The sequence below is a fragment of the Actinocatenispora rupis genome, from assembly GCF_016861975.1.
GTDB lineage: Bacteria > Actinomycetota > Actinomycetes > Mycobacteriales > Micromonosporaceae > Actinocatenispora > Actinocatenispora rupis.
In genome coordinates, this window is record NZ_BOMB01000005.1 from 1 (window position 1) to 12,907 (window position 12,907).

A 12,907-nucleotide genomic window follows, 5' to 3' on the forward strand; every position below is an offset into this window, starting at 1 on the left:
GGGCGGCCATAGGGCCGCCCTTTTGTTTTGCCTGGTGCGCCGCCAGGGACTCGAACCCCGAACCCGCTGATTAAGAGAAGCGAACGTCGCGGCCAGAAGTGCCAACCCTACCGTCATTTCCGTTGGGCTGTCGGCGGCCACTGACCGGCGCCGGATACTGGTACCTGTAGCGCGAGTTCTCGGGCGCCCCTCGGGCGCCGGCTCTCGCGGGAGTCAACCGCCAGTGCGGCGAACGCCTGCACCGGCATGCTGGGGACCGATTTCGAGGTTTAGTTGCGCGGCAAACGGTAACCACCTGGCGGGCGTCCCATTCGAACGATAAGGCACCAAAGAGTGCGATACCCAACGCGGCTACCCAAAGCCATAGACTACTTTCCCACAGGTAAATTCCCATATACGAATGGATCGGCATCACCCCATTCCCAAAAGAGCACACCCGACGATTCGGCGTCGTCGAAGATCTCGACCATTCGCGACGGATCGACACCGGGCGCGACATCTATTGCGACATATCTACCCCCACTCCATTCATAGAGTAACCCGCACTCACGAATCTCCCGAACGATTGATTGGGGAACCCTTTGATCATCCACTGCATACTTAAAGAGTGCACGCAGAACGCGATGTCCCTGGCGACGAACGACCGCAACAACATATTGCCCATCATCATCCAGCTGCACGTGGTCACGGAATGCAATACCGTAGCTGCGAAATGGTATACAGCACACTTCAAATAGCTCGCCAGGCGCCCTCGCGAGCCAGATTTGTTCGACCTCACCCTCGAGACCAAAAGGCTCAAGGTCGACCCGGGCGATATAGTTTTCCCGTTTCCGACCGACCGGGTCATCGTGCACAATAAAGTTCAAATTCGCCACCCGTCGAGCGTGTCAGTCTAGTAGCCTAAACTTGGGTAGTGTATCAAACAGCCACGAGAACATTCCTCCTATAAATTGACGGAGCGCGACCCCAGTATCGAGCCGCGCTCCGTCCCATGCTTGACTACCACCAAGGCGGGGGCCACGAACCAGTGTAATTGGGCGGTGGGTTCAGCGGGCGGATACGATCCCTCTTCGAGCTGTTGCAGAATGTACAAGCAGGCGTGAGGTTCTCGTCACTCAAATCTCCACCCTTAGACCGCGGCTCGACGTGGTCAATGGATGTGGCTGGGTTTGTCCGGCAGTACGAACACAGCGGAGCCGTAGACCCGGGCGGAGCATTCTTCCCGATACCGGCGGCCTTAAGCTCACCCCTGGGGATCCTCTTTCCAGCTCCGGCACCGCCACTCGATCCTGCCGGAATGTCGTAGATCGGCGCACCGCCAGCGCCGCAGCCAATAGATCCAGCAATGTTGTGAACCAGAACGGGAATCTTTCCCGCTAACACAAAGTACGTATGGAGTCCATCGACGGTGAGGTCGTATGTCGTCTGCTCCGTTGTGTACTTGCGCACCGACGCAATTCGCGCGGACCGTCCACCCCCAGCCTGAACGTAGTGGCCGACCTTAAGGAGGCCGGCCTCCTTCCAACGGTGCGCGGTTTTGTCCCAGATTCTGTGATGGGTGGTCGCGGTAAGAACAACCACGCCGGCGCCCGCCGCCAGGTAGACATCAACGAAAGCGCTGTCGGTCGTCGTGACGGTGATGCCTTCGACTGTGTGGCTTTGACTTGATCGCGAATCCGGCTTAGCGTTACGTATCCTGTCACCGATCTTGACCTGATCGATGCGTTTACTCTTTCCGTCGGCAAGCACAACCGGCGTTTCGCCAGGGAAGCTATGCGTCGATCTACATGAACCTCCGCTAGGCGTAGATTCCTCATCTTCGTGACTCTTCTTGCCCTCACCTACATGCGTGCCACTGGAACGAGACGATGACTCGTGGCCTACGCCTCCCTCGAGATTCTGACCTTCGAGTCCTGCTCCGTCTTGGCCTGGCCCCGTGGTGATGGCGAGGTCGAAGAGTGCGCCGTATTCGGGGAGATAACCGTTGTGGGTGGCGGCGGTGAGTGCTCGGAATCGCGTGGCGAGTTTGGTGGTGAGTTCCGGCCCGCAGCCGCTGCTGACGCCCTTTTCGGTGCATGCCTGCTTGACGAGGGTGATGAGGCCGGCTTCGCTGAGTTTGGTGCCGTGGCTCTTGGCCCAGATGCCCCACTTTTCGTCGAGTGCAACAGCAAGCTTCCTTGGGTCTCCGGTGTATCCCTCGACGGAGAGTCCGTTGATGCTATAGGTGCCGTTCGGGTTTTTGGCGAGGACGGTGCCGTTGGCTCCGTGGTACTCGATGGTGGGGTCGGGCGATGCGGTGGGGGCGCCGGATTGGCAGGTGCTGTCGCAGAATCCGCCGCCTTCGTTGCGGCCGATGGGGGCCGGCATTTGACCGCTGGGGTCGGATTGGGTGGTGGGGTTGTTGTTGGCGTAGGAGTAGCCGTTGAGCTGTTGGGGTTGGGTGAGGTCGGCAAGGGGGTCGGCGGACAGGAAGCGACCGAGGGTGGGGTCGTATTCGCGGGCGCCGAGATTAGTGAGCCCGGTGTTGGCGTCTTGGGTGCCTCCGACGAAGCCGCGGTCGCCGACCCACGAGGGCAGGCCGCTGCGGGTTTGGCCGAAGGGATCAACGCGGCGGCGGGTGACGGTGAGGGTGGCGCCGTCAACGGCGAGGGTGTCGGTGCCATGGTGGTCGCCGACCAACCAGGTGACGCCGGCTGCGGTGCGGACAGCGATGGTGTCGCCGAGGTGGCTGTAGTAGCGGGTCGCGGTTGAGGTGGAGGCGCCGGAGTCGGCGTGCAACTCCATGCCGTTGGGCAGGTAGAGGGTGGCGGATCCGTCGGGGTCGTGGCGGATGAGTTCGGTGCCGTCGGCATCGTAGGTGTAGGAGCTGGTGTTGTCGCCCTTGGCGAAGGTGGCCAGCGCGCCGTCGGCGTTCCAGTCGAGGGTTTGAGTGTCGCCGCCGATGGTGCGGGTCTTGGTGTTGCCGGCGGCGTCGTAGGTGTAGGTGTTCTGCTCGGTGGCAGTGCTACCGGGCCCGATGCTGGAGGTGGTGGTCGTCGACTGGAGTGCGTGTGGCTGCGTGCTTCCGGGGGCCGGGTAGGTGGAGGTGGTGATGGTGTCTTGGCCGGCGAGGTGTTGGGTGAGGCTGGTGCGGTTGCCGGTCTTGTCGTAGCCGTAGGTGTGCCAGTAAGGCGCCGGTCCACCGAGGTCGGAGGTGGTGCTGGGAAGGGTGGCGCAGCTTCCGGGTGTGGAGCTGTCGGTGCCGGTGGGGTGTGGGGTCCAGGCGTCGGTGAGCCGGTCCAAGTAGTCGTACTGGAAGCACTGGCGGTCGTTCTGGTCGGCGGTGTCGGTGATGGAGGTGACGTTGCCAGCCGGGTCGTAGCCGTACTGGGCCTGGGAGACCGGTGTGGCGCCGGTCTTCTCGGTGAGGACCTTGGTTTCGGTGAGGCGGTGGGTGCCGTCCTCGTAGGAGTAGTCCTCCTCGACGCGGGAGCCGTACTTGCCGAGGAATCGTTGGACCAGGGAGCCGTCGGCGCCGTATGTCATGCCGTAGACGTAGTTGCCACCGTTGGTGGAGTACATCTGGGTGACGGCGCCGAGCGGGTCGTGGCTGTAGCGCAGCGTTTCGGCTTTCATGCCGCCAGCGGCGGGCAACGTTGTGGTGGCGACGGCGCCGTCGGGGTTGTAGGTGGTGGTGGTGTCGTACGAGCCGGCGAGGGCGCCCTGCGAGGTCGGGATGGTGACGGTGGAGCCGGTGGGGCGTCCGGTGGCGTCGTAGCCGTCGACGGATTCGGTGTAGGCGTCGCTGCCGTCGTAGCGGGTGGAGGAGACGGGTAGTCCCTTGCCGCCGGGCAGCGTGTCGTAGGCCCAACCGGCGAGTTGCAGGCCGTTGGTGTCGCCGAGGTATTCGCCGGTCTTACGGCCGATCTTGTCGTAGCTGTAGGCGAGGGTGATGTTGCGGGCGTCGGTAACGGAGGTCAGTTCACCGCCGTTGTCGTAGGTGCTTGTGGTGGTGCCGGTGTCCGGGTCTTCGCTCTTGGTCTTGAAGCCGCGGATGTCGTAGGTGTAGCGCCAGGTGTTGCCGGCGGGGTCGGTGACGGTGTGGATCTGGTCGGCTGGGGTGTAGGTGTAGCTGGTGGTGTCGTAGGCGCCGGCCGGGCTCGTTGCCTGGTACTGGCGGAACTGGGTGGTGCGCCCGCGGGCGTCGGTGATGGTGCTGGTCGGTGTGGACCCTGCGGGCGGGGTGACATTGGTTTGATCGGCGCCGGGGTAGGCGGTGGTGGTCCGCCACTTCTCGGTTCCGGCGACCTGGTATATCGCGGCGGTCTGGCGTTCCGCGCCGTCGTAGGCGTAGGTGGTGGTCGACAGGTCGGCCGGGACGCCGGTGGGTCCGTAGAGGGTGGTTGAGGGGTCCTGCTCGTCGTGGTAGGCGTCGTTGGTGATGGCGACCAGGCCGCGGTCGTCGTAGCGGGTGTCGGTGATTTCCCGCCCGCCGCTCGGTGCCGGGGTTTGGGTCTGCCGGGGTCGCAGCAGCCCGTCGTAGAAGGCGTAGCTGGTGGAGTAGCGCAGGGCGACGGGGATGGTGTCGGTGCCGCCGTAGACCAGACGTTGCGTGGTGACGACCGTGGGGGCGTCGTTGCGGATGGTGTAGGTGTACTTGATGTTCGGGTCGCTGCCGGTGTCGGTGCCGGGCAGCCACACCGAGGTCAGCTCGCCGAGCGGGTCGTAGGCCAGGGTGGTGCGTCGGCCGTTGACGTCCACGATCGAGGTGTTGCTGCCCGTGGCCGGGTCGACGGTGATGGTGGTGGCGTTGCCGATCGCGTCGGTGGTGGTGGTGCCGGTGACCGGGCCGCCGGTGGTGGGGGTGAAGCTGGTGCTGCTGGTGTGGTTGAGCGCGTCGGTGCTGGTCAGGGTCCGGCCGTAGGAGTCGAACGTGGCCGTGGTCGCGGTGGTGTAGATGGGGGTGTCGCCGGTGAACGAGGTGATTGCTTCGCTCTTGGTGATGTCACCGACCTTGACCGCGGCGCCGAGGGTGGTGGAGTTGTCGTAGTAGACGCGGGTGTGGGACAGCACCTGGTCCGGTGTTGCGGTGGCTGAGCAGCGGGTGGCGTCGACTTCGGTTTCGGCGAGGTGGTTGAGGATCCAGTCGGTGGTGTTGCGGGTCGTATAGGTGGTGCGGGTGCACTTGTCGTCGGCGGCGGTCGCGATGTCGCCTTGGTCGTCGACGAGGGTGGGCAGTGCGTCGTTGTTGTAGCTGGTGCTGATCTTGGTGGTGCGCCATGTTCCGTCCGCGAGCTGGCTGCGGGTGGTCGAACCGCCGGGGGCCAGCATCCAGGAACTCACGCCGTCGCCGTTGGTGGCGGTGGGGCCGTGCGTCCAGGGGTCGGAAATCGTGTCGGCCAGCACCTTGCCGCCCAGACCGTTGTAGGCGATCTGTTCGCGTTGGAACCCCTGATACTGCGGGGAGTCGGTGAGGGCCCCGCCCTGGGAGTCGGTGACCTTGACCGTTCGGGTGGTGCCGTCGGATTGTCGGTCGCCGTCCATGCCTGTCATGTACACGTAGTCGGTGGCCGACTGGGTCTTGCCGACGTTGCCGTGCCGGACGGTGACCGTCTGATAGCCGTGCCATTCCGACCAGGTGCGGTACTTGGCGCGCAGCAGCGGGTTGTTGTCGTAGTGCCAGGACGGTTTGCTCGTGTAGTCGTAGTGCGTGACCTCGGGGACGGAGGTGTCGTCGGTGAGATCGACATTGTCGACTTCGGTGACGACATACTTGTGGAACCAGCCGAGTTTCTGGCTCTCCCCGGGCGGGGACCAGTAGGCCGGCATGCAGCGCAGGGTGTTGGAGTCCGGTGCGGACGGCATCTTCGAGCCTTCGACGCATTCCGGGTCGGAGTAGGCGATGCGGGTCTGGCCGCCGGATTCGGTGGTGATGCTGCTGATGCGGTAGCGGGTCAGGGCCGAGAGGCCGTCGGTGTTGGTGTCGACACGGTTGTGTAGCTGGGTGCCGTCGAAGGTGACCGCGGGCATGGCTTTGGTGCCGCCGTTGAGGCCGGTGCGGGTGATCGACTTCAGCCACAGGGGGTCGGCGTCGTTGTCGCCGGGGCTGAGGAACTCGTGGCCGAGGGTCCACTGGTTGACGTTGCTGTAGGAGCCGTTCTTGAGGACCTGGGTGGTGATGGTGGTCAGTTGCTTCTGGGTGAAGAAGATCGGGGTGGTCTTGCCGGTGCACGGTGCGGACAGGCATGCCTGGTCCCATGGCGTGTCCGGCCACGACGCGGGGTGGCTCGTGTCGCAGGTACTGCCCGCGGAGCAGCGGTTGGCGACGACGAACGACACCCTTTGAGGTGCGCTGTCGTAGGCGTGGCCGTCGCTGAATCCGTAGTCAATCTCGTGAAGGGTGCCGCCGCGGGTGTAGTCGGTGCGAGCATCGGCGTCGCCGCCGCGGCCGTAGTAGCCGGTCTCCTTGTCGTAGCGGTAGGAGATGGCGTTGCCGTGCGGGTCGACGACGTAGTCGAGGTTCCAGCGCCATGCCTGTTGGCACCATGAGTCGGCGTAGGCAGCCTGGTGGCACGGATCGTCGGGGTCGTTGCCGTAGACCGGCAGGGTCCAGGTCGAGTCGCTGGTGGCGTCACCGGTTTCCCAGCCGGGGAGCTTGTTCCGGCCGAAGAAGTACTGGGTGCCGTCCGGGGTGGTGACGCGCCAGTACTCGCCGTTGTGGGCGCCGTTGTCGGCGCCGGTCAGCTTCTCGATCCGGGTGCCGTCGTCGTTCTTGAGTTTCCAGTCGCCGGAGTCGGCGTCCTTGACGATCTGCGACGAGTGGCCTTCCAGCGACAGGGCGGCGTTGTCGGGCCCCCAGCACTGGTCGCCGGTGGTCTTACCAACATTGTTCGCGCCGTCGTTCTGGTCGTCCTGGCACGCCTTGTAGGAGCGTTGGATGTAGCCGGACCACAGCTCCCACCCATCCCCGACCCAGGAAGCCTGGTTGTTGGTGGCCGAGGTACGCCCGTCCAGCGACTGCGAGTCGTAGGACAGCGCGAGTTGCGGTGCGGCGCCACCGACCGACGGCGGCAACACCAACGGGTAGCTCCAGGAGAAGTCACCAGTCTGATTCGACACCTGCCACGACGACGAGGACGACAGCGGCGTCGCCGAATAGTCGCCTGTGTCTCCAGACGCCGCTGCCACAGCCGCCAACACCGTCGGTGTCCCGGCGACGCTGACATCGGCGCCCAGCGTGGATCGCTGGGCGTTGTTGATGGTCGGGATCGCCGTCGCGGTACGGCATGAGCTCTTCTGCGGGGTGGTCAGCGCGCATTGCGGCAGCCGCACCAGGTGCAGTCGGGAACCGTAGTCGGACCCGTATGCCCCGGCGAAGCCGGAGTAGTTGAGGGAGACCCACACCGTGCCGTTGTCAGCGACGCCGTCAGCCCTCGACGTCGCGATGACCACGCCGCTGGTGCCGAGCGTCGCCGTCGATTCGGCGTTGCCCAGGACCCGCACCTTCACCTTGGCGACCCGTGCCGCCGCTGTCTTGGGCGTACGGTGTGAGGCGCCGACAGTCACTGGTGTGCCGGCAGCGCTGGCCGGCGTGGCCGCGCCCGCCTTCGGCACAGTGACAGTCCGCTCCGCCGCACCGGGCCAGCTGATCTTCGGGGCGCTCCGCACCGAATGCGCATCAACGCGGTTGAGGGGATGGGAACGTGCGCCGATGGCGTGCGTCGGCACGACCGCACCGGTGTGCGGCGTGCCCGGAGTAAAGGTCGACGGGGCCGCCGTCGCGATCGCGGGAACCGATAACAGCGACACCACCAGCCCCAGCGAGAGGGCTGACGCGAGGACCGACGCGTGACGACGGCGAGTTCGACGACGGTCAGTTCCGGGCATGGGCCTGGACAACTCTGGCCTCCTGGCTGGGGATCGAGCAGAGGTCACGCGCCGGCCGAGCCGGGTAAGCAGGGCCTGTACGCGCGGGGTCTCGTGAAGCGGCGGGGCGGGGTCAGGCGGTTCCGCCGGCCGCGTACAAGGGGTCGTCGGCGTGGGCGAGGATGTCGATGTCCTCGGTGGTGAGGATCCGTTGGTAGATACGGACCTCGTCGAGCTGGCCCTGCCAGTACCAGCCGATTTGGCCCCCGTGCAACCCTCGGCCCACGTTGAGCGCGCTCGCTGCGGCGATGGGTGTGCTGAAGCCGTCGATGTCTGTCTGCAGCACGCCGTTGACGTACAGGCGGAGTTGATGGTTCGCGTCGTCGTACACGCCGACGAGGTGGGTCCACTCCCCCAGCCATGCTTTGTCGTTGGACAACGCGACCGTGGTGACCCCGTCGGGGGTGTCGGCGTCGCGCATGCCGAACGCCCAGCAGTCGCCGTCAGGCGCGGACCGGTACTGCAGGTAGAACGCGCTGGACGTGCCGCCGTCCTGGGTGACCGCCGTGTGGTATCGGGTGTTGTCATCCAGATACACCCAAGCCGCGACGCTGAAGCTCTTCGTCGTGTCGATCGTGGACACATCGGTGGATAGGTAGTCGTCGGTGCCGTCCAGTTGGACTGCCCCGTTGCCGACGTGTCCCGGCATCCAGGTCGCTCCACCGTGCAACGTCAGGTCGTGGTGTCCCTGCGACTGGTCGACCGCGGTCGTTCCAGTTCCTTCATCCATCGGCCAGGTTCCAGCGACGTCGTAGGGTGCCGGCGCCACGTAGAAGAAGTACGGGGTGACATCCGACCGGTTCCCGGCCGTGTCGATGGCCTGCACGTACACGGTGTTGCCCATGTCGTGCTTGGGCACGATGCTCACTGTTGCCGTGTTGTCGGCTGCTGCCGTCACCGGGGTGGCGGGCTCTGGGTCGTTGAGCGACCAGTAGTACTGGTAGACGTCATCCACCTGGTCAGGGTGCTCGGGGTCCACACCGGGCGTGAACGTGAACGTGCCGGCCACGCCAACACCACCCGCCTCGGTGTCCGGACTGTAGGGGTCACCACTGATCTTCGGAAGGAAGGGGTTCTTGGCGTCGGTGTGGAAATAGAAGAAGCTCGACCAGTCGCTGCACCATCCGTCGCCATCACACGCCGACGCCTTCCAGTAGTAGTCCTGGCCGTCGGCTGCCGCGCCCACCTGCTTCCACGCCACTGACCTGCCGGAGGTGACGTTCGTCAACGACGCATACGTCCAGGCGACTTTGGTCCCGCCGTCCTTGGTCCAGACCTCGATCTTGACGTTCTTTAGGTTTCCGCCATCGGGGTCGGACACCGTCACCGTGTACGTCGGCAGCACCGTCGAGGTGATCGCTGGTGAGACGCATGCCTTGTAGCACGGCGAGATCTTCAGACCGGTCGGCTTGTTCGGCTTGTGATCCACCGTGACCGCCAGCGTTGGCTGCGTGGTCCCCGACATCGAGTACGTCTCACGTGCCTGGTAGTTGTCCTCGTCCCCGGACGAGAGCCGGAACGCTAGATGCAGCCAGTCGTTGTCCGCTGCCTGCTGCACCGCCGCCGTGGCATCGAACCCCGCCCACTCACCGGCGTGAACGTTCCGGTTGCCAAGGTCCTTGTAGATCGTCGGCTGGTTGTTCCATGTCGTCGACGTGTCTGGGGCGGAGGTGGAGTACGCGTGGATCGGATGGTCGGTGGCCGAGGCGTTCCACTGGTAGTGCGAGTACACGCGGAACTCCGCGTCTGTCACCCGGACATCGCTGCCCCAGGTCGAAATCTTGAACTTGAAGCGAATGTAGGACCGCTGCATGTAATAGCCGCCGTTGGTCGCCTGATACATGCCGGCGGGCGCGTCCGTACGGCCCTTGTCACTCATGTACGCCTGGTTCGGGAACTGCGAGTCCACATAGGTCCAGGTGTAGATCTCGGTCGACACATCAGGATCCACGAACACCGGGTACACGGTGTCGGGGTCGTCGAGCATCGCCGGGTCCGGCACGAGCGTCAGCGTGTCGCCACCGGCGTCGAGGGTGGTGTCCACAGTGGACTGCTGTCGGGCTGCGGCCGGGCCTGCGGCATGGGCTGCCACATTCGACGCCGATTCGGCTGGATCCGACGAGTCCCACATCAATGCCGTCGGCGCGCCGAACACGATCGTCCCGGCGCCGTCGACCGCCGACAGCTGCCCGGCGTCGTTCACCGACACGGTCACGCCGTCACCGGCGATACCCATCGTCAACGTGGTCAGCTCCGGGTTGGTGGCCGCCTCACGCGTCTTGACAACCAGCACCTCGCCGAAGCCGTCGACCTCCGCGGTCAGGCGCAGATCCACCCCTGGTAGCACGTCCGCGTACACGGCGGTCGAACCACTCAACGTCGGGGGCGGCAGAGCGTCCGGCCACGTCAGCGAAAGCGACTTCCCTCCAACCGACACCGTCGCCAACGGCCCGCTCCCACCGTTGGAAAACTTCAGCCCGGCCGTGGTCGACTGCGGCACCACCGCACCGTTCGCGTCACGCGACAGGCTGGTGTCAACGGCCGCCCAGGATCCGTCCGACCGGTGAACCCGCGCCGGCCGCGCCGTCGACTCCAAGGTCAACGTGCCATCCGGGTTCGCGAACGTCTGCGACGTCTCTGTCCGCTGCGACGCCACCTCAACCCGCTGCTTGGACAGATGCGCCCGGCGCATCGCGTCGACCTGATCGGCCGGGGCCTGCGGACCCGGATCCTCAGCCACCGGCACCGTCGCATCCGCAGGAGCCGTGAAACCCGGCTCCACCAGCGCCGTCACCGACACCAGCGATGCGCCTAACGTCAGCACCACCGAAGCCGCGAGCGCGCGCAGCCACGACACACCAGCCACAGGTACCTCCCCGAAGGCCACCAGGAGGCACCCAGACAGCTCCCGGCCAGCGACGCAGGAAACTATCGCAAGATCACCAAGCAGGGAAGGTTCCTTACAGAACCGGTTGACCAAACCGGACGCAACTACCGCACAACAACTCCCGAAACTTACGATGCGTTACGAATACAACTGGACACGCCATGTAGTCACAATCACAGCGTCGCCCCACTGCGTGACGGCCAAAATGCACCAGCACGGCACGCAACCGCGGCCCAGCCTTGACCATGCAGCAAGATGGGAAATGGATAAGGCAGCACAAATATGCCAATAAGTCCGGGGATGATGCAGGCGCAAAGCCACGTGCAGCCACAACAAGAGGCCTCGGGGGACGTGGACCCAGTGACGCCGGTCGACACCTGAATTCCCCTACAGAGGTGGACCGGCTGAGGCGCATGGTCAGTCCGGCCCTAGAGCATCTGACTTGTAGTCAGATAGTTTGCCCTGCCATGACGCCTGAAAGAAGGAGGGCGAGCTGCTGTTGCGATCCTCGCCGGCCGCAAACGGTCAGCGCTGGCGCGGGGACTCATCGCCGCCGTCAGCGCCGGGTCGTCCTGTTGCGATCCTCGCCGGCCGCAAACGGTCAGCGCTGGCAGCAGACACCGGTCGCTGCTGCCGACCGGCGCCGAGTTGCGATCCTCGCCGGCCGCGAGCGGTCAGCGCTGGGGCGACAGCTACCTGCCCGACGCCGAACTGGTGGAGTTGCGATCCTCGCCGACCGCGAGCGGTCAGCGCTGGCCTCTCACTTTCCGGTGTTCGGTGGCTTGTAGGTGCCGTTGGGATCCTCGCCGGCCGCGAGCGGTCAGCGCTGGGTGCACGGCTGACTGTTGATGGCGTTCTTGAACTCAACGTCGTTGCGATCCTCGCCGGCCGCGAGCGGTCAGCGCTGGCGCCGTGCTGGCCATCGCCTGGGTGGCGATCGACATGTTGCGATCCTCGCCGACCGCGAGCGGTCAGCGCTGGCACCCGGTCGCCGGGCTGAGGCTTGGGTACGTCGCAGTTGCGATCCTCGCCGACCGCGAGCGGTCAGCGCTGGCCCGGGAGCGATCCGGTGTGTGATCCCGGAAAGCCAGTTGCGATCCTCGCCGACCGCGAGCGGTCAGCGCTGGCGGCCGTACCCTCCGCGATCCACTGCTCGAACTGTTTGTTGCGATCCTCGCCGACCGCGAGCGGTCAGCGCTGGCGGCTACCGATACGCCCGGCCGTAGCCAGACGCACGGGGTTGCGATCCTCGCCGACCGCGAGCGGTCAGCGCTGGGCGCTCGTCGTGGACATGCACGGTGGCGTACGACTCGTTGCGATCCTCGCCGACCGCGAGCGGTCAGCGCTGAAAGCTCCCCGGTCTGCAAATTCAGCGTGCCATTGCGGTTGCGATCCTCGCCGACCGCGAGCGGTCAGCGCTGGGGGCACGGCCCAGACCGCCATGGCGACCAGAGACGGGTTGCGATCCTCGCCGACCGCGAGCGGTCAGCGCTGGTCCAGTGGGATGTCGACACCGGCACCGCGGCGTCGCAGTTGCGATCCTCGCCGACCGCGAGCGGTCAGCGCTGGCCCCGGTCCGGTTCGTGGCCCGCACCGTGCTGGAGTTGCGATCCTCGCCGACCGCGAGCGGTCAGCGCTGGCCAGCCGCTCCTCACGGGTCATCAGCGTGTGGCCGTGGTTGCGATCCTCGCCGACCGCGAGCGGTCAGCGCTGGCACCGTGCTCGTCGGAGGTCGGCACGATGATCGTGTTGCGATCCTCGCCGACCGCGAGCGGTCAGCGCTGGCGTTCGACTCCTCCTCGGCGATACGGACCTTGTCGCGGTTGCGATCCTCGCCGACCGCGAGCGGTCAGCGCTGGAATTCGCCTCGCGCGCAACCAGTAGCACTTACTGAGTGTTGCGATCCTCGCCGACCGCGAGCGGTCAGCGCTGGTTGGGCTGCTCTACACGATCTACAGCATCACGCTGGTTGCGATCCTCGCCGACCGCGAGCGGTCAGCGCTGGCTGCACGTCGCGCAGCTGCTCACCGGCCCACCTGCCGTTGCGATCCTCGCCGACCGCGAGCGGTCAGCGCTGGCGTCCACACCCACATGTAGATCCGTCCACAGTGGAGG

General features: G+C 65.6%; 3 protein-coding genes and 1 CRISPR repeat array. All 3 genes read right to left on the reverse strand.

Going from position 1 to position 12,907, the window contains the following annotated elements:
• Positions 1-368 precede the first annotated feature (368 nt).
• Positions 369-875 carry a DUF4265 domain-containing protein gene (locus Aru02nite_RS05265; RefSeq protein ID WP_203655377.1) on the reverse strand — a complete coding sequence of 169 codons (507 nt, stop codon included), beginning with the start codon at positions 873-875 and terminating at the stop codon, positions 369-371.
• A 124-nt stretch (positions 876-999) separates the two neighbouring features.
• Positions 1,000-7,791: an RHS repeat-associated core domain-containing protein gene (locus tag Aru02nite_RS05270; protein WP_203655380.1), complete on the reverse strand. Its 6,792-nt coding sequence runs from the start codon at positions 7,789-7,791 to the stop codon at positions 1,000-1,002.
• 187 nt (positions 7,792-7,978) lie between these two features.
• Positions 7,979-10,771 (reverse strand): LamG-like jellyroll fold domain-containing protein, encoded by a 2,793-nt coding sequence (locus tag Aru02nite_RS05275; protein ID WP_203655381.1) that lies wholly within the window; start codon positions 10,769-10,771, stop codon positions 7,979-7,981.
• A 519-nt stretch (positions 10,772-11,290) separates the two neighbouring features.
• Positions 11,291-12,870: direct repeats of the CRISPR family, unit length 37 nt; unit sequence GTTGCGATCCTCGCCGACCGCGAGCGGTCAGCGCTGG.
• The last annotated feature ends 37 nt before the right edge of the window (positions 12,871-12,907 follow it).